This is a genomic window from Clavibacter quasicaliforniensis (assembly GCF_051201715.1).
Lineage (GTDB): Bacteria > Actinomycetota > Actinomycetes > Actinomycetales > Microbacteriaceae > Clavibacter > Clavibacter seminis.
The window spans coordinates 1,352,286-1,369,557 of record NZ_CP139624.1; the positions used below are offsets into that span (position 1 = coordinate 1,352,286).

Annotated in this window: 15 protein-coding genes; 2 read left to right on the forward strand and 13 right to left on the reverse strand. The window is 73.3% G+C overall.

Translation table 11 applies throughout. The annotated features are described in order from the left end of the window. Nucleotides 1-38 precede the first annotated feature (38 nt). Nucleotides 39-1,217: an AAA family ATPase gene (locus NL142_RS06510; RefSeq protein WP_043587473.1), complete on the forward strand. Its 1,179-nt coding sequence runs from the start codon at nt 39-41 to the stop codon at nt 1,215-1,217. 113 nt (nt 1,218-1,330) lie between these two features. On the opposite strand, the gene NL142_RS06515 is transcribed toward NL142_RS06510, so the two are convergent. The 3 genes from NL142_RS06515 to NL142_RS06525 all read right to left on the reverse strand — a co-directional run bounded on the left by NL142_RS06515 (nt 1,331) and on the right by NL142_RS06525 (nt 4,456). Further along, nucleotides 1,331-2,434, reverse strand: a complete 1,104-nt coding sequence (locus tag NL142_RS06515) for a fatty acid desaturase family protein (RefSeq protein WP_194682858.1) — start codon at nt 2,432-2,434, stop codon at nt 1,331-1,333. A gap of 317 nt (nt 2,435-2,751) precedes the next feature. Beyond that, a complete protein-coding gene (locus NL142_RS06520) occupies nt 2,752-3,795 on the reverse strand; it encodes an NAD(P)-dependent alcohol dehydrogenase (RefSeq protein ID WP_194682857.1) in 1,044 nt (347 codons plus the stop codon). 49 nt (nt 3,796-3,844) lie between these two features. After that, complete coding sequence (locus NL142_RS06525) at nt 3,845-4,456, reverse strand: hypothetical protein (RefSeq protein WP_435081404.1); 612 nt, start codon at nt 4,454-4,456, stop codon at nt 3,845-3,847. A gap of 297 nt (nt 4,457-4,753) precedes the next feature. On the opposite strand from NL142_RS06525, the gene NL142_RS06530 reads away from it, so the two are divergent. After that, entirely contained in the window at nt 4,754-5,395 is a 642-nt protein-coding gene (locus NL142_RS06530; protein ID WP_194682855.1) for a DinB family protein, read from the forward strand. Between the two features lie 31 nt (nt 5,396-5,426). Here the strand turns inward: NL142_RS06530 and NL142_RS06535 are convergent, their stop codons facing one another. From NL142_RS06535 to NL142_RS06580, 10 genes are all read right to left on the reverse strand, one after another. Continuing rightward, nucleotides 5,427-8,453: an alpha-mannosidase gene (locus NL142_RS06535; RefSeq protein ID WP_435081405.1), complete on the reverse strand. Its 3,027-nt coding sequence runs from the start codon at nt 8,451-8,453 to the stop codon at nt 5,427-5,429. Between the two features lie 119 nt (nt 8,454-8,572). After that, a complete protein-coding gene (locus NL142_RS06540; protein WP_234424514.1) occupies nt 8,573-9,403 on the reverse strand; it encodes a carbohydrate ABC transporter permease in 831 nt (276 codons plus the stop codon). Between the two features lie 80 nt (nt 9,404-9,483). Beyond that, a complete protein-coding gene (locus tag NL142_RS06545) occupies nt 9,484-10,488 on the reverse strand; it encodes a carbohydrate ABC transporter permease (RefSeq protein ID WP_435081406.1) in 1,005 nt (334 codons plus the stop codon). A gap of 2 nt (nt 10,489-10,490) precedes the next feature. After that, nucleotides 10,491-11,882: an extracellular solute-binding protein gene (locus NL142_RS06550; RefSeq protein ID WP_435081407.1), complete on the reverse strand. Its 1,392-nt coding sequence runs from the start codon at nt 11,880-11,882 to the stop codon at nt 10,491-10,493. 184 nt (nt 11,883-12,066) lie between these two features. Next, nucleotides 12,067-13,332, reverse strand: a complete 1,266-nt coding sequence (locus NL142_RS06555) for an ROK family protein (RefSeq protein WP_435081408.1) — start codon at nt 13,330-13,332, stop codon at nt 12,067-12,069. 106 nt (nt 13,333-13,438) lie between these two features. Then, entirely contained in the window at nt 13,439-13,630 is a 192-nt protein-coding gene (locus NL142_RS06560) for a hypothetical protein (protein WP_194682849.1), read from the reverse strand. Then, nucleotides 13,627-14,259, reverse strand: a complete 633-nt coding sequence (locus NL142_RS06565; RefSeq protein ID WP_194682848.1) for an ATP-binding cassette domain-containing protein — start codon at nt 14,257-14,259, stop codon at nt 13,627-13,629. Before NL142_RS06565 ends, NL142_RS06560 begins: the two co-directional genes overlap by 4 nt. Beyond that, nucleotides 14,252-14,827, reverse strand: a complete 576-nt coding sequence (locus NL142_RS06570; RefSeq protein WP_435081409.1) for a hypothetical protein — start codon at nt 14,825-14,827, stop codon at nt 14,252-14,254. The genes NL142_RS06565 and NL142_RS06570 overlap by 8 nt, the downstream gene beginning before the upstream one ends. Beyond that, nucleotides 14,824-15,429 carry a stage II sporulation protein M gene (locus NL142_RS06575; protein ID WP_194682846.1) on the reverse strand — a complete coding sequence of 202 codons (606 nt, stop codon included), beginning with the start codon at nt 15,427-15,429 and terminating at the stop codon, nt 14,824-14,826. Before NL142_RS06575 ends, NL142_RS06570 begins: the two co-directional genes overlap by 4 nt. Then, complete coding sequence (locus NL142_RS06580; RefSeq protein WP_435081410.1) at nt 15,426-17,243, reverse strand: hypothetical protein; 1,818 nt, start codon at nt 17,241-17,243, stop codon at nt 15,426-15,428. The genes NL142_RS06575 and NL142_RS06580 overlap by 4 nt, the downstream gene beginning before the upstream one ends. Nucleotides 17,244-17,272 lie beyond the last annotated feature (29 nt).

The window sequence follows — 17,272 nt, forward strand, 5'->3', positions numbered from 1 at the left end:
CGGACGCGCCTGTCGGCGGTCCGTGGGAGGGTCGCCGCATGATCCGCACCCTCGCCGTCTCCGGCTACCGCTCCGTCCGCGACCTCGTCCTGCCGCTCACGGGGCTCGACGTGGTCACGGGGGCGAACGGCAGCGGCAAGTCCAACCTCTACCGGGCCATGCGCCTCATCTCCGACATGGCGGAGGGCGGCGCGGTCGGGGCCCTGGCGCGCGAAGGCGGCCTCGACGCCGTCCTGTGGGCGGGCCCCGAGACCATCGCGCGCTCCGTGCTGCAGGGAGAGCATCCGGTGCAGGGCACCATGCGGCGCGGGCCCATCGCGCTCCGCCTCGGCTTCGCGTCCGACGAGCTCGGCTACCTGGTGGACCTCGGCATCCCGCAGCGCGACCCGGACGCGGTGCCGCGGTCGAAGTTCGAACGCGATCCCGAGATCAAGCGGGAGCTCATCTTCTCCGGGCCCATGGCGCGGCCCAGGTCGCTCGTCCTCGAGCGCAGGTGGAAGGACGTCCGCGTGCGCGATGGATCCGATGCGTGGCAGCGCGTGCCTGCCTTCATCCCGGAGCACCGCAGCGTCCTCAGCGAGGTCGCGGACGCCGTCACGAGTCCCGAGGCGATGATCCTGCGTCAGCGCATGCGCGGCTGGCGCTTCTACGACCACCTCCGCACGGACCTCGACGCGCCCGCTCGCCGACCCCGTGTCGGCACCCGCACCCCGGTCCTCGCGAGCGACGGCGCCGACCTGGCGGCCGCGGTGGAGACCATCCGCGAGTGGGGGCGAGGCGACGACCTCGACGCCATCGTGGATCGGGCGTTCCCGGGCTCCCGCATCGTCATCACCTCCCGGGACGGGGTGTTCTCCCTCGGGCTCGAGCAGCCGGGGGTGCTGCGCGTGCTCGACGCCGCGGAGCTCTCCGACGGCACCCTGCGGCTGCTCATGCTCGCGACGGCGCTGCTCACGACGGAGACGCCCGAGCTGATGGTGCTCAACGAGCCGGAGACCAGCCTCCACGCGGACCTGCTCCCGGCGCTCGGCGAGCTCATCGCCCGCGCGTCCGCCCACATCCAGATCGTGGTGGTGACGCACGCCGCGGGGCTGGCGTCGGCCATCGCGGATCATGCCGAGGTGGGCGAGCTGGTGCTCGAGAAGGTGCAGGGGCAGACCGTGCTCCGCGGACAGGGGCTGCTCAGCACGCCGTCCTGGGACTGGGGGAAGCGCTAGCGGGCTGCGCGTCAGAAGCGGCTCGGACGACGACGCCTCCCGGTCGCGGCCCGTGTGGGCTGTGCGAGCGGGAGGCGTCGGGTGGTGCGAGGTGCCGCGATCTGCGGCCGGGATCAGCGTCCGAAGGCCGCCGATGCGGGGCAGTCGAACGGGTCGCCGCCGGCGGAGAGGCCGACGCGGTTGAGGTAGGCGATGACGATGCCGTAGGAGGCCAGCAGCGTGGTCTCGGTGTACGGGATGTTGTGCGTCGCGCAGTACTCCTTCGCGATGACCTGGGCCTTCTTCAGCGCGGGCCGGGGCATGTTCGGGAAGAGGTGGTGCTCGATCTGGTAGTTGAGGCCGCCCATGTAGATGTCGGTGAGCCAGGTGCTCTTGATGTTGCGGCTGGTGAGGACCTGTCGGCGGAGGAAGTCGACCTTCGAGTCCTTCGGCAGCACGGGCATTCCCTTGTGGTTCGGGGCGAACGAGGCGCCCATGTAGACGCCGAACACGGCGAGCTGCACGCCGACGAACGCGAACGCCATGCCGAGGGGCAGGAAGAAGAAGACGACGGCGAGGTACGCGATGATGCGCGTGGAGAGCATCGAGATCTCGAGCCAGCGCTTGTCGACCTTGCCGCGTCCGAAGACCGTGCGGAAGCCGTGCACGTGCAGGTTGAGGCCCTCGAACATGAGGATGGGGAAGAACGCGTAGCCCTGGTGGCGCGTGAACCAGCCGTAGAGGCCCTTCGCGCGGGCGGCATCCTCCTGCGTGAAGGAGATGACGTCGCGCTCGATGTCCGGGTCCTTGCCCATGACGTTCGGGTTGGCGTGGTGGCGCGAGTGCTTGGTCATCCACCAGGAGTAGCTGATGCCGACGAAGAGGTTGGCGAGCGTGCGGCCCGCGATGTCGTTGGCCTTGCCGGACTCGAACACCTGGCGGTGCGAGGCCTCGTGGGCGAGGAAGGCGAACTGGGTGAAGATGATGCCGAGGCCTGCGGCGATGAGGAGCTGGAACCAGCTGTCGCCCAGCGCGAAGAAGCCGATGCCGAGGCCGACCAGCGCCGCGGTGATGCCGGCGAACATTAGCACGTAGAACCCGACGCGGCGCTCCAGCAGCCCGGCTTCGCGGACGGTGTTGAGGAGACCCGAGTACGCGGTGGTGGGATTGGACCCACCGCCGCGCTTGGGCTTGGTCAGCACGATGCGGGGAGGGGCGGAGGTGTCGGTGTCTGTCATGTGCCTGCTCACTCGAAGGTCGGGGCCTCGCGGCCAGGGGGAGCGGTCCGTCTCACGGGACCAAGGGGATGCAGCGCCGTGATCCGCATGACGCTCCGGCTGCCGTGGATCAGGGGCGACCGAGTCCTTACCCTGCCATGTCGCCAGGCGCCGTGGGCTGAGAAACCGTCGGTGCGTCGCGGCTCGTCGGTCGCGTGTAATGTTCGTCGCCGCCCGTCCCGCGGTTCGGTCCCCGACCGCTGGAGGAGCGCCACGGACGCATTCCCGTCGCGGCATGGACTCCGGCGACGGCCCGGATCCGGCGATGCGCCGGCTGGCTACGGCACGATCACCGCGCGCCCGCGGACGGTGCCCGCGGCGAGCGCGGCGTAGGCGTCCGGGCCGTCCTCCAGCGCGTACCGCTGCGTCTCGACGGTCACCTGGCCGGAGCGCGCGAGGTCGAGCACCTCGATCAGCTCGGAGCGGCTGCCCCAGTAGGGGATCCGCACGGCCGCGTCGAACGCGATGGTCCCGAAGCCGACCTCGACCGTGCCGCCGCCGATGCCGACGATCGTCACGTCGCCGGCGGGCTCGACCACCTGGAGGGCCGTCGCCATGGTCGGGGTCGCGCCGACGAAGTCGAAGACGGCCTGCACGCCGCGGCCGCCGGTGATGGCGCGGATCCCGTCGGCGGCGTGCCGGTCGCTGATCACCGTGTGGTGCGCGCCGACGTGGCGGGCGAGCTCGAGCTTCTCCTCGGTGACGTCGAGGGCGATGACGGTGGCGCCGCTGAGGGCGCGGAGGATCTGGATCCCGACGTGGCCGAGCCCTCCCGTGCCGATGACGACGGCGAAGGTGCCCGCGCCGAGCTTCGGCAGCGACGTCTTGATCGCGTGGTACGGGGTGAGGCCGGCGTCGGTGAGCGAGACGTTGGCCACGGGGTCGAGGTCGCCGAGGGGGACGAGGTGGCGCGGGTCGTCGACGATCATGTACTCGGCCATGGCGCCGGGCGCGCCGAGCCCGGGAGGCTGGATCCCCTCGGCCGCCGCGTTCTCGCAGTAGTTCTCCCGGCCCTCGGCGCACGCGTGGCAGCGGCCGCAGCCCCAGGGGCCGTATACCGCGACGGCGTCTCCGACGGCGAGGTGCTCGACGCCCGCGCCCAGCTCCTCGACGACGCCCGCGCCCTCGTGGCCGAGCGTCAGGGGGAGCGGGTAGCCGGCGGCGCGGTACTCCTCCTCCGAGAGGCCCATCACGTACTCGTCCGAGTGGCACACGCCGGCGGCGGTGACGCGGAGGAGGACCTGACCGGGCCCGGGGACGGGCACGTCGATCTCGACGACCTCGGGGTGGGAACCGATGCGGGTGTACTGGAGCGCCTTCATGCGTCCACCGTATTACCCGGGTGGGGGAACCCCCTGGGCGTGGAGTTCGTCAGGGCAGGCGGCTGCCGTGCGGCGGCACGACGGGCGGCGCGACGGTGCGCTCGGGCTCGGGGAGGGCGAGCTCCGCGTCGGCGGCGTCGCGGAGGAGGGCCATGCGGCCGGCGGCGAGGGACTGGGTCGAGAGCGTCGACGCGGACATGAGCAGGTAGATCGGCGCGAACCACAGCAAGGTGCCGGGATCTCCGGCGAGGGCGTAGGCGGGGAGCCCGACGAGCGCCATGACGCTGAGGACGAGCGCCCCGGGCACGGGCGCGGCCGCCTGCGCGATCGCCCGGCGGGACTCCGTGGCCACGCGACCCGCTGTCCCGGGGGCGAGGGCTACCCGGCCGCGCGGGTCCACGGCCGCGTCGAGGAGGGCCGCGTCCCGCCAGGCCGGGTGCGTCCCGGCGACCGTCGGGTGGCGGCGGATCGCGCGCGCGAGCCCGATCGACACCGGGATCGCGGCGGCGGCGGCGCCCACCACCGCTCCGAGGACGATCGCTCCCGGGAGCGCGGTCTCGGGGCCGTCCGCGCGAGCGAGCACGGGCTCGATCAGCAGCGTCATGGCGACGCCCGCGACCAGCGCGACGCCGAGCGCCACGAGACGGCGACGCGGGGTCACGACGTCGGCGATCCAGGCGACCAGGGCACCTTAGCCGATGCGGGCCAGCGCGCGCCTGCCGTGGCCCGGGTCGGCGGGACCGTCGGCGTCGATGGCGGCAGCGTCTGCGGCGCTCGTGTCGTCAGCGGTCATGCGGGCCTCCCGGTCCGGGGCCGGTCGACTCGCCCCCGTCCATCCTCCCGGGAGGACGGGCCAGGCCCGGACCGTCGCGCGCCCCCGGTCCGGGGCGCGCGATCGACGCGGGGGATCGACCCTCGGCGCTGGACGGGCGTCGGAGGTGGCTGGGATGCTCGCGGCATGACCGCAGCGCAGCCCTCCTCCGCGACCCCGTCCGATCCCGGCGACGACGCCGTGCGCGACGACCTCATCCGCCACCTCCGGCTCGCACGGGAGGCGCTCGTCTGGAAGCTCGACGGCCTCGGCGAGCACGACGTGCGCCGGCCGCTCGTGCCGACGGGATCCAACCTGCTCGGGCTCGTGAAGCACGCGGCGGGCGTGGAGGCGGGCTACCTCGGGTTCGTCTTCGGCCGGCCGTTCCCCGAGCAGCTGCCGTGGATGGAGGAGGACGCGCCGCCGAACGCCGACATGCGCGCCACCGCGGAGGAGTCTCGGGCCGACATCGTTGGCCTCTCCGAGCGGGTCGGCGCGCACTCCGAGGCCACGCTCCGGGCGCTGCCTCTCGACGCCGTCGGCCGCGTGCCCTGGTGGCCGGGGGAGGCAGGGCACGTGACCGTGCAGCGGATCGCCGTGCACCTCATCGCCGAGCTCAACCGGCACGCGGGGCACGCCGACGTCCTCCGCGAGCTCGTGGACGGAGCCGCGGGACTCCGCCCGGACAGCGGCAACCTGCCCGAGGGCGACGCCGCGTTCTGGCGGGCCGAGCACGCCGAGACCGCGCGGGTCGCGCGCGTCGCGGCGGGGCTGCCACCGGTCGACTGACCGGTCGCGCCCCGCCGCGCGCGCATCGCGTCTAGCGGTGCGCGAACCGCAGGGTCGCGATCTCGAACGGCCGCAGGGTCAGCTCGACGCCGTCGGCGGACGGCTCCGGGACTGCACCCTCGAGGGGTCGCTCCAGCAGGTCCGTGCGGACGGCGTCGCCGAGGCCGGCCGCCGGGTCCACTCGCACGACCGCGCGCTCGCGACCGCCGCGCGCCTCGTAGAGCCGCACGACCAGGTCGCCCGAGCGGTCCTCGGCGAGCTTGACGGCCTCGATCACGACGGCCGCGTTCGATGAGGCGACGAGCGGGTCGACGCCGTGGTCGCCGGCGACCTCGCGCACCGGCAGGTTGAGCCGGTAGCCCGCGTCGGCGGCGTCGAGCACGTCGGGCGCGACCCGGACCGCGGAGCGCAGCACGTGCCGGCCCTGGTCGGCGTGCGGGTCGGGGAACACGGGCGCTCGGAGCAGCGACTGGCGCACGAGGGTCGCGCTGCCGCCGTCGGGGCGGGGGATCCGCGTCACGTCGTGCCCGTACGTCGCGTCGTTCGCCACGGCGACACCGAAGCCCGGCTCGCCCACGTGCACCCAGCGGTGCGCCACCGTCTCGAAGCGCGCGGTCTCCCACGACGTGTTCGCGTGCGTCACCCGCTGCACGTGGCCGAACTGGACCTCGGACGCGGCGCGGTCGGCGTGCACGTCGAGCGGGAACGCGAGCTTGAGGAGCTTCTGGCGCTCGTGCCAGTCGACGTCGGTGACGACCTGCAGCTCGGGCTCCCCGGCAGGCAGGGTCCACGTCTGCGTGACGCGCGAGGCGCCGAACGCGCGCTCGACCACGAGGGCTGCGCCGTCGATCCGCACGTCTGCCACCTCGGTGAGGTCGGTGCGGTTGCGGCGGTACGCGTCGTCGATGTCCCACGCGTCCCACTGGTTCGGGGCGTCGCGGAACAGCTGCAGGAGGCCGAGGCGCTGGCCGGGGGCGACGAGGTCGCGGCCGGACGCGGCGTCGACCAGCGAGGAGACGGTGCCGTCCGCGTCGACGCGCGCCCGGAGGAGTCCGTTGTCGAGGATCCAGCCGGTGCCGTCCGCGACGGGCGCGGGGGAGGCGGGTGCGGGATCCACGACCGCGGCCGACAGCGCGCCGACGCCGTCCGCGTCCACGGGCGCCGCGTTGAACGCGATGCGCCGGTCTCCGAATCCCGCCAGCGCGGACTGCGCCTCGGCCACGAGCTCCCGCAGGCGGCCCTGCACTCGGGCGTGCTCGCGCTCGGCCTCCTGGTGCACCCACGCGATGGAGGTGCCGGGCAGGATGTCGTGGAACTGCAGCAGCAGCACCGTGCGCCACAGGGCGTCGAGCTCGTCGTGCGGGTACGCGACGAGGTCGCGCACCGCGGCGGCCGCGAGCCACAGCTCGGCCTCCCGCAGCAGGTGCTCGCTCCGGCGGTTGCCCTGCTTCGTGCGCGCCTGCGACGTGTAGGTGCCGCGGTGGAACTCGAGGTACATCTCGCCCGACCACACGTGCGGGTCCCGGATCTCGGCCTTCGCGGCGTCGAAGAAGTCGAGCGGCGTGCCGAGCGTCACGCGCGGCGATCCCTCGAGGTCGTGCGTGCGAAGGGCGGCCGCGACCATCTCGCGGGTCGGTCCGCCGCCGCCGTCGCCCCAGCCGAAGGGCACGATGGACGCGTTGCTCACGGCCTTCTCCGCGTGCTGGCGCTCGGCGCGCGCGAGGTCCTCCCCGGAGAGGTCCGAGTTGTAGGAGTCCACCGGCGGGAAGTGCGTGAAGACGCGGCTGCCGTCGATGCCCTCCCAGAGGAACGTGTGGTGCGGCATCGTGTTCGTCTCGTTCCACGACTGCTTCTGCGTGAAGAAGTACTCGGCGCCCGCGCCGCGCACGATCTGCGGGAGCGCGCCCGTGTAGCCGAACGAGTCGGGCAGCCACACCTCGCGGGCGTCGATCCCGAACTCCTCGAGGAAGAACCGCTTGCCCTGCACGAGCTGGCGGACGAGCGCCTCGCCGCCCGGCATGTTCGTGTCCGACTCGACCCACATCCCGCCGACGGGGACGAACCGGCCCTCGGCGACGCGCTGGCGGAGCCGCTCGAACAGCTCGGGGTGGTCCTCCTTCAGCCACGCGTACTGCTGGGCGCTGGAGGCGGCGAACACGAAGTCGGGATCCTCGTCCATGAGCGCGAGCACGTTCGAGAAGGTGCGGGCGACCTTGCGGCGCGTCTCGCGCACGGGCCAGAGCCAGGCGGAGTCGATGTGGGCGTGGCCGACCGCGGTCACGCGGTGCGCGCTCGCGTGGGCGGGCGCGGCCAGCACGGCCTCGAGCGCCCTCCGGCCGGCGGGGGCGGTGCCGGCGACGTCGTCCGGATCCACCGCGTCGCACATGCGCTCGAGCGCCGCGAGGATCTCCGCGCGCCGCGACGACGCCGGATCCAGCTGGCCCATGAGCCCCTGCAGCGTCCACACGTCGCGGTCGAGCTCCCAGACGGCCTCGTCGCGCCACGCGAGGTCCATCGTGCGCAGCCGGTAGATGGGCTCGTCGCCCGCGGTGGCGAGGTCGCCGAGCGGCGTCTCGCCGTGGAAGGAGTCGCCGCCGATGTCGGGGTTCGATGCCGCCTCGATCCAGAGGTCGATGCGCGTCCCCGGCGCGGTGCCGGCACCGATCGCGGCGAGCGGCACGTAGCCGTTGTACGGCTCGATGGCCTTCACGACGCTGCCGTCGGGCCGGTGGACGAGGCCCTCCGCCTGGAACCCGGGCTGCCGGTCGCTGAAGCCGAGGTCGACGAGCACCTCGAGCGCGGTGCCGTCCGCATCCCCGTCGTCCGGCACGGTGCCGGTGATGTGGAACCACGTCGTGCCCCACGCCCTGCTCCACGGCGTGCCGACGGCGAACGGCCGGTAGTCCTGCCGCACCGCCTCGGCGAACGGCACGGGCTCGCCCGGCGCGTCCCACGCCTCGATCGCGAGCGGCATCCGTCGGCGGTGGACGTTCGGCACGAGGCGGTCGCGGACGAACCGCTCGACGCGGGCCTCGGCGAGCGCGGTGGTGGGGGGCATGGTCGTCTCCAGTCGATGGCGCGGCGGACCGCGGGCGGGTGTCTCCAGGGTGCGCCGCGCGGGCGTCGGCGTCCGGCGGCGGGTGGTGCGGTGGTGGTGCGGATGGATGCGCGGGCCGGTCAGCCCTTCACGGCGCCGGCGAGCGCGTTGGATCCGCCGAGCGTGCGCGAGACGAGCACGTACAGCGCGATGACGGGCACCGAGTAGACGAGCGAGAACGCCGCGAGCTGGCCGTACGCGACCGATCCGTACTGCCCGAAGAAGTTGAAGATGCTCACGGCGGCCGGCTGCTTGTCCGGGCTCAGCAGCAGGATGAACGGCACGAAGAAGTTCCCCCAGGCCTGGATGAACACGAAGATGAACACCACCGCGATCCCCGGCCGCATGAGCGGCACGACGATGTGGGTGAGCGTGCGCATCATCGACGCGCCGTCGGTCCACGCGGCCTCCTCGAGGGAGATCGGCACGGAGTCCATGAAGTTCTTCGCCATCCAGATCGCCATGGGCAGGCTCGTGGCGGCGAGGAAGAAGACCGTGCCGCCGATCGAGTCGATGAGGTCGAGCGTGACGAAGAGGCTGTAGACGGGCACCATCATCGCGGTGATGGGCAGGCACGTGCCGAAGAGGATCCCGTAGAGGAACGGCTTGTTGATCCGCATCCGGTACCGCGACAGCGGGTACGCCGCGAGGATCGCGACCACCACCGTCACGATGGCGCAGCCGCCCGAGAGCACGAGGCTGTTCATCAGCGGGATGAACGAGATCTCGGGCGTGAGCACGGCCCGGAAGTTCTCCAGCGTGAACTCGCTCGGCACCTTCGCCGACAGCGTCGCCGACGGATCGAAGGCCGCGAGCAGGAGCCACACGAGCGGCACCGCGAAGCACAGCGCGACGAGCACCAGCACGCCGTTGGCGACCTGGCGCATCACGCGTCCGCTCGGCGAGGTCATGCGGGAGCCCGGCGGCCGGGCCGCCCGCCTCGCTCGCGCCGGCCGGGTGGCGGGCGGGGTCATCGTGGTCACGGCCATGGTCAGTCCACCTCCGGGCGCAGGGCCCTGATGTAGATCACGCTGAACACCGCTCCGACGAGCAGCATGATCGTGGCGATCGCGGTGCCGAAGCCCAGCTGCGAGAACTGGAACGCCTCCTGGTAGGCGAGGATCGGCAGGGTCGAGCTGGAAGTGCCGGGGCCGCCGCCCGTCATCACGAAGATGAGGGTGAAGACCGACAGCGTCTGCAGCGTGGTGAGCATCAGGTTCGTCGAGATGCTGCGGCGGATCACCGGCAGCGTGATGAAGACGAGCCGCTGCCAGCCGGTCGCGCCGTCCACCTCCGCGGACTCCGTGATCTCCGGCGGCACCTCCTGCACGGCCGCCGCGTAGACGAGCATCGAGAAGGCGGATCCACGCCACACGTTCGCGAGGATCACCGAGAGCAGCGGCAGGCCGTACAGCCAGTTCGCGCCCTGGATCCCGAAGAAGCCGAGGATCGTGTTGAGCGTGCCCGAGTCGTTGAAGAACGCGTACGCGGCGAACGCGGCCACGATCTCCGGCAGCACCCACGCAGCGATGACGAAGGTGCCGACGATCGCGCGGATGACCCGGTTCCCCTGCCGCATCAGCAGAGCCAGCCCGAGGCCCACGACGTTCTGCCCGACGACCGCCGAGAAGAAGACGAACGCGAGCGTGAGGAGCACCGACTTCGGGAAGTCGGGATCCGCGAAGAGCGCCGTGTAGTTGTCGAACCCGATGAACTGCGCGCCTCCGGCCGCGTACCCGGTGAGGGACGCGTCGGTGAAGGAGCCGTAGAGGCTCGAGATCACGGGGCCGAGGAGGAACAGGGCGAGCAGGACCATGGAGGGGATCAGCGGGATGGTGCGCGCGCCGGTGCGGAGAGCGCGGGCGCGGGCCCGGCCGGGGCGGACCGGGGGAGGCCCGCCCGCGCCCGGAGCGCCGCCGGACCCCGCCGCGTCCCGCCGGTCGGCGCTCCGCGCATCGGCGTCGCGGCCGACCGGGACGGGGGCGATGGTGGCCACCGTCAGCCCTTCGCCTTCTGCGTCCCGTCCTCGCCGACGATGCCGACGAGGGCCTGGTCGTAGGCGGCCGCGGCCTCCTGCGGGGTCTGTTGGCCGGTCATCACCGACTCCATCGCCACGGTGATCGCGTTGGAGATGCGGCTGTAGTCGGTGGTCGCGGGGCGGAAGTGGGTCTTGTCGACGATCGAGGAGAAGAACTCGAACGTGGGGTTGGACGCCACGTACTCCGGGTCCTCGGCCACGTCGCTGCGGACCGCGATCTGGCTCGCCGCGATGTCGTACGACTGCGAGCCGTCCTTGTCGAGCGCGTCGGCGATGAACTCGAACGCCTTGTCGGGGGCCTTCGTCTTGGCGCCTACCGCGAGGGTCCAACCGCCCGACATGCTGACCGCGCCGGGGGCCTGGCCGTCCTGCGTGGGCATGGGCGCCTGGCCCATCACGTCGCTCCACTCGGGCCACGGGTTCGTGCCCGTGTCGAGCCAGGTGCCGCTGAGCCACGAGCCGTCGAGGTCGATGGCGAGCTTGCCCTGGGGGATCCACTGGCCGGCGACGATGGTGCCGATGTTGGTGTCGAGCGCCTCCTCGGGCTTCGGGCCGATGCCGCCCTGGTAGACGTCGCGGATGAAGCCGAGCGAGTCCTCGAAGCCCTGCGAGCCCGTGATCCACTTGCTCGTCGAGTCGTCGTAGAGGGTGCCGGTGGGGGTGCCGTAGTGCAGCATCTCGAAGCCCTGCATGGTCGCGCCCTCGCCCTGCGGCTTGCCCGAGTAGACGTTGAGGGGGATCACGTCCGGCATCTTCTGCTTGATGGTCTTCGCCGCGTCGAGGACGTCGTCCCAGGTCTTGGGCTCCCACGGGACCGGGAGGCCGGCCTTCTGGAAGAGGTCCTTGTTGTACCAGAGGGCGCGCGTGTCGGTGCCCATCGGGATGCCGTACACCTTGCCGTCCTCGCCGACGCCCGCCTGCTTGGCGGAGTCGAAGAACTTCGACCAGTCGTCCCACTTCGAGACCTGGTCGTCGAGGGGGAGGAGGTAGCCGGCGGCCGCGTCGGACTTCACCTTGAAGGTGTCCTCGTACATCACGTCCGGGGCGGTGGAGGCCGAGCGGTTCATCAGCGCGAGCTTGGTGAAGTAGTCGTCGTTCTGCGCGGCGATGGGGACGAACTCGACCTTCATGCCGGGGTTGGCGGCCTCGAAGGTCTTCGCGGTCTCCTTCATGTGGGCGTCCATCTGGGTGAAGGTGCCGAACTTCTGGTAGGCGACCTTGATGGTCTTCCCGTCGTCTCCGCCGCCCGCGCCGCCCGAGCAGCCGGTGGCGAGGAGGAGGGCGGCGACGGACGCCGCCGTGATCTGGAGGATGCGGGCCCGCGTCCTCGGGCGAGGCGTTCGATTCGTCATGGTGCTCCCTTGCTCCACTGGCTCGGACGGTCGGCCTCATCGCGGACCGTCGAGGGTTAGCCAAACGTATGGACTAATCCATGTCAAGACATCATGGTGTCGATCCGGTCACGGCGTCGCGGGAGGACGGGCCCGCGGGAGGACGGGCCGGCGGCGGCAGCAGCGCGCGGCGGAGCGCGGGCGGCTATCCGCGGATCAGCATCGCCGACGGGCGCGGCGAGAACGCGTTGTCCAGCACGAGGCACGCGGCGCCCACGGCGGCGACGTCCTCGCCGACCGCCGACTCGACCACCCGAACGGGGTGCTTGGCGATGAGCGCGGGGGACCGCCGCACCTCCTCGGGCAGCGTCTCCAGCACCAGGCGCGCGATCGGGTGCCAGAAGGGGCCGCCGCAGACGACCTCGTCGACGTCGAGCAGGTTCACCTGGATCACGATGGCGCGCGCGAGGTGCCGGGCCGCGGCCTCCACGATCCGGCGGGCGGGCCCGTCCTCCGCGTCCGCGCGGGCCGCGAGCGCGTGGAAGGCCTCGCCGATCAGCCGCATGTCGACCGCGTCGCCGCTCGCCGCGGACTCCGCGAGCGCCGCGTCCGATACGTCCCCGGCCTCGAGCACGCCGCCCTCGACGGCCTGGCGCACGAGCGCGTGCGGGGTGATCAGCTCGCCCACGCATCCGACGCGCCCGCACGTGCAGCGCCTGCCGCGCGAGGCGACCATGATGTGGCCGGCGTCCCCGGCGTTGGAGCTGGCTCCCCGCACGGGCTCGCCGCCGAGCACGAGACCGGTGCCGAATCCGGTCCCGTAGTAGACGAACGCGAGGTGGCGGCGATCCCCGGGACCGAACCAGAGCTCGGCGACGGCCGCCGCGGTCACGTCCTTCTCGAGCAGCACCGGCAGGCCGGTCGCGGTGCTGAGCGCCGAGCGCAGCGGCACGTGCCGCCAGCGGGGGAGCATCGGCGGATCCAGCACGAGGCCCGCGCCGACGTCGATGGGGCCCGGCGCGGCGAGACCCACCCCGAGCACGGACTGCCGGTCGACCCCCGCGTCGGCGATGAGCCCGTCGACGAGCCGGGCCACGAGCGCCACCACCTCGTCGGGTCGGGACGCGGAGGGCGTGGGGCTGCTGACGTGCCGGAGCACCGTGCCCTCGAGGTCGAGCAGCACGGAGGTGATGACCGCGGGATCCACGTGCACGCCCACCGCGAAGCGGCCGTCGGCCACGAGGTGCAGGAGGGTGCGCGGCTTGCCGGGCCCGCGGATCACGGTGCCGCCCTCGCGCACGAGCCCCTCGTCGATGAGGCGGCGGGTCACGTTGGTCACGGTCTGCGCGCTGAGGCCCGTGCGTTCGGCGATCTCGGAGCGGCTCGCGCCCTCTGCCGCGCGGCGCACCGCATCGAGTACGACGGTGCGGTTGTAGCCGCCGATGGCGGGCAGGTTGGTGCCGCGTCGCATGGGCACCTCCTCGCGTGGGCCTGGCCCGCCGGGCGCGGGCCTCCCCGCAGTATCGCGGATGCGCGGACGCGTCACGGTCCCGGCGGGAGCCGAGCGCGGTCCGGCCTCAGGCCCCGGGATCGCGCCCGCGGTCGCGACGCGCGGAGGCGCGTCGCATGCCCTCCCGGAGCGGCACCCACAGCAGCACCACGCCGATCGCGGCGATCACCCGCCCTGTCTCGGTGTCCCCGCCCACGACGACGAGCCCCCACGCGATCGCCGCGACCGCGACGATGCCGACCGGGATCGCGATCCTCATCGGCGCGCCTCCTGCTCCATCCGCACCACGCGCGGGTGCAGCGGCTCCACGATCGCCGGGATGTGGCTCGTCAGCACGAGCACGTGATCGCGGGCGTGCTCGTCGAGGAGACGGCGGGACGCGTCCTGGCTGGTCGCGTCGGTGGCGGTGAGGGGCTCGTCGAGGAGCAGCACGTCCGGCGCGAGCGCGACGCCGATGGCGAGGGCGAGCTTCTGGCGCATGCCGGTCGAGTACGTGCCGATCAGGGAGCGCGCCGACGGCATCGCGAGCTCGGCCATGACCTCGGCGAACCGCGGCCGGAACGCGGCCCGTCGTGCGGCGTCCAGCTCCCAGAGCTCGCACACGAGCGCGACGTGCTCCTCCGCGTCGAGCTCCGGGAACACCGGCGGCTCGCTCGGCAGGAGGAGCACCCGCGAGCGCTCCAGGTCGCGCCCGTCGAGGGTGATGCTCCCGCGGGCCGGTCGGCGGAGCCCCGCCATCAGCTCCAGCAGCGTGGTCTTGCCGATGCCGTTGCGTCCCTCCAACCACGTCACGCGGCCGGACGTGAACGTCTCCGAGAACCCGTGCACGGTGTCATCGTCCGCGTCCTGGTGGCGGTAGTCGAGCGCGTCGACGCGGAGCTCAAGCATGCGCGGCCGCCAGGAGGGCGCTCACGACGGTGTACGCGGCCGGCACGGCGGCCACGATGACGGCGGCACGTGCGCGCACCCCCGCGAGTCGGACGGCGGTGATCGCGAAGACGGCGATGATGCCCAGGTGCGCGACCGCCCCGAGCAGGAGCGGAGCGCGGTCCGAGCCGTCTCCCGAGAGCAGGGCACCCGTGGCCAGCGCGCTCACGAGGGCGCCCGTCGACATGCAGACGAGCGTGATGAGCAGGAGCCGACGGTCGTCGTATCGACGATCGACGGCGGAGATCACGAGCCCGGCGATCGAGGTCGCGATGAGTGCCAGGAGGCCCATGACCGGGATGAGCACGATGGCGCCCACCACGGTGACGAGGACGATGTCGTCACCCATGGCGCTGCCCGGCTGCATCGCCAGGGCGTTCACGAGCACGACGAACGCGGCGGCGATGGCCAGCGCCGAGGTCAGCACGAGCGCCGCGCCGGCGGCGCGCGGGAGCCGGGGGAGGGGGCGGGCCGCATCCGGGGAGGCGGGGCCCATCAGGGGTGCGGGTGAGGGTGCGTGTGCGGTCATGCGACTGCTCCGTTCATGGTGACGTGGCTGATGTGGCCTTCCACCCACGCTGCGGCGAGGATGAGGCCGACGGCGAGGGCGAGCAGCAGGGCGAAGGGACGCACGGGCAGCGCGCGGGGCGGGCCGTCGGGCCGGGGCAGCAGGATGCGGCCGACGACCGCGTGCGCCGGGAGGGCGCTGGCCGCGGCGACGGCGCAGAGGCCGGCCAGTTCGAGCGGCGCGTGCGGGAGGAGTCCCGTGACGAGGGCATCCATGCGCCCGCCGTCCCAGAGCAGGGCCGTCAGCTGACCGATCAAGAGCCCGTTGACCAGGAGCACGGCCGCCGCGCCCAGCGAGGCGGTGGCCGTGCCGACGAGCAGCATGACGGCGGCCACCCCCAGGTTGTTGCGCGCGATGGCGAAGGATGCCGCATCTCCTCCGGGATGCGACCCGGCCAGGTCCGCGACGGTCACCGACTGGGGCAGCGCCCACGCCCCGTAGGCCGCTCCGACGAGGAACGCGAGGAGCGCGACGGCCCCGGCGGCACCCGCGACGGGCCTCGTCCCCGGGAACCGCCGGCGTGCGGGCGCAGTCGTGGTCACGGCCGGCGCGGCGGGCGTCACGTCGTCGCTCCCCGGTGCTCGGCACCCAGCAGCGCACGGGATGCGCGGCCGAGGAGGACGAGCCCCACCGGCTGGATGACGACCACGGCCGCCGCGAGCGCGAGGAGGAGGCCGTCCGGCACGTGTGCCTGCAGGAGGAAGGCGCACGTCGTGAGGAGGGCCGGCACGACCACGAGCGGGTAACGCGGAGCAGCCTGCATCGCGCGCTGGAGGTCCAGGGCGGAGGAGTCGAGCCCGGCTTCCTCTGCCCGCTGCTCCATGGCGTCGAGGTAGAGCCTCGGCCCCATGTACCACTGCACGGATGCGGCCACGAGCGGGCTCACCGCAGCTGTCGCGACGAGCATCGCGAGGCTCCAGGCGGACAGGCCGTCGGCCCATCCGATGGCGAGCACGACGACGAGGACGACCGCCGTCGAGGGGACGAGCTGGACGGCGAGGAGGTCGGCCCGGGCGCGCGTGGCGTGGAGGATCCCCCGCCCTCCCGGCGCCTGCCGCAGCAGGGAGACGGCCGGTCCGTCGGCCTGCACCGCGGTCGCGGGCGCGAGCTCCGCGCGCATCTCGGTCGCGCCGCCGTGCACCGCCATGAGGACGCCGATGACGAGGACGAGGGTGGACAGGCCGGTGCCGGCGACGCCCATGGCGAGGCCGGCCGCGATGCCGAGCTGGACGCACGACTCGACGGTCGGCAGGATCCGCGCCCAGAACGCCGGTGCCACGGCCCAGCGCGACGCGCGGAGGCGGCGGATGAGCACCTCGCGCAGCACGTCCGTGCCCGCGGGCCGCCACGGGGCGCGCGTCGTGCGGAGCCGCTCGACCCACGCGTCGAACGCGTCGGGCCGCATGAGGTCGCTGCCGCCCCTCGTGCCGGGATCCCGATCGATCAGCGCCGGCGGGATCAGGTGGGCCGCCGCGGATCCCACGAGTAGGGCCGCGGCGGCCACGAGGACGCAGGCACGTGGGTCCAGCACGGCGAGCGCGGCGGCCGGGCCGGCCCACGCGCGAGTCAGGTACTCCGCCGCGAGCGGCTCCACGCCCTCCCATGCGGCCGCGTCCGCGAGGCGGCCGAGGTCCGGGAACGCGTCCTGCAGAGTCGTGACGGCGGTGACGACGAGGTTCCGCGCGACGAACCAGCCGAGCATCGCGCCGATCGCGCAGCACACCACGTGGACGAGGAGCCGGCGCACGCCGACACGACCCGATGCGCGTGCGCGGACGAGCGCGACGGCGACACGCGCACCCGCCCCGTGGCCGACCGCGAAGAGCGCCGCGGCGCCGATGAGCAGCGGGGGCACGGCGACGAACGCCGATCCGGCCTCCCCGCGCGGGACGGACAGGGCCAGTGCGGCGAGGGGCGGTGCGGCCCACGCGGGGGCCGAGCACACGAGCGAGTACACGAGGGCTGCGCGGGCGAGCCGGCGGGCGAGCCGTTCGTCGGGGATGGGGGAGAGGCGTCGGAGATCCTCGAACGGCAGCACGGCGACGCGTCGCCACGATGCGGCTCCGGTCAGCGCGGCGAGGATCAGCACGGCGGCCGCGGCGGCGGGGACGGCGACGTCGAGGGGGAGCCGCAGCGGCTGGGCCCGCGCGGCGACGGCGAGCGATGCGCTCGCCAGGAGGCCGACGGCCAGAGCAGCTCCCATGCTGATCCGGATCGACCCGGCTGTCCCGCGCCCGGGGAGATCGGCCCCGACCAGCTGCGCCGGCAGGGCCCAGCGGCGTCCTCCCCGCCGCAGCAGCGCGAGGAGGACACCGCGCTCCGCCCGCCAGCGACGGCGGTGGAGCACGGTGTCCAGGGTGAGGGTCTGCGCACGCATCCGATGTGCCTCCTGATCGAGCGTCCGCG

Excerpts from the sequence above, each read along its gene's own strand:
- NL142_RS06515 (WP_194682858.1), bottom strand. The coding sequence starts at position 2,434 with ATGACAGACACCGACACCTCCGCCCCTCCCCGCATCGTGCTGACCAAG.
- NL142_RS06555 (WP_435081408.1), bottom strand. The coding sequence starts at position 13,332 with ATGCGACGCGGCACCAACCTGCCCGCCATCGGCGGCTACAACCGCACC.
- NL142_RS06560 (WP_194682849.1), bottom strand. The coding sequence starts at position 13,630 with ATGAGGATCGCGATCCCGGTCGGCATCGTCGCGGTCGCGGCGATCGCG.
- NL142_RS06520 (WP_194682857.1), bottom strand. The coding sequence starts at position 3,795 with ATGAAGGCGCTCCAGTACACCCGCATCGGTTCCCACCCCGAGGTCGTC.
- NL142_RS06530 (WP_194682855.1), top strand. The coding sequence starts at position 4,754 with ATGACCGCAGCGCAGCCCTCCTCCGCGACCCCGTCCGATCCCGGCGAC.
- NL142_RS06535 (WP_435081405.1), bottom strand. The coding sequence starts at position 8,453 with ATGCCCCCCACCACCGCGCTCGCCGAGGCCCGCGTCGAGCGGTTCGTC.
- NL142_RS06570 (WP_435081409.1), bottom strand. The coding sequence starts at position 14,827 with ATGACCGCACACGCACCCTCACCCGCACCCCTGATGGGCCCCGCCTCC.
- NL142_RS06580 (WP_435081410.1), bottom strand. The coding sequence starts at position 17,243 with ATGCGTGCGCAGACCCTCACCCTGGACACCGTGCTCCACCGCCGTCGC.
- NL142_RS06540 (WP_234424514.1), bottom strand. The coding sequence starts at position 9,403 with ATGACCTCGCCGAGCGGACGCGTGATGCGCCAGGTCGCCAACGGCGTG.
- NL142_RS06510 (WP_043587473.1), top strand. The coding sequence starts at position 39 with ATGATCCGCACCCTCGCCGTCTCCGGCTACCGCTCCGTCCGCGACCTC.
- NL142_RS06565 (WP_194682848.1), bottom strand. The coding sequence starts at position 14,259 with ATGCTTGAGCTCCGCGTCGACGCGCTCGACTACCGCCACCAGGACGCG.
- NL142_RS06550 (WP_435081407.1), bottom strand. The coding sequence starts at position 11,882 with ATGACGAATCGAACGCCTCGCCCGAGGACGCGGGCCCGCATCCTCCAG.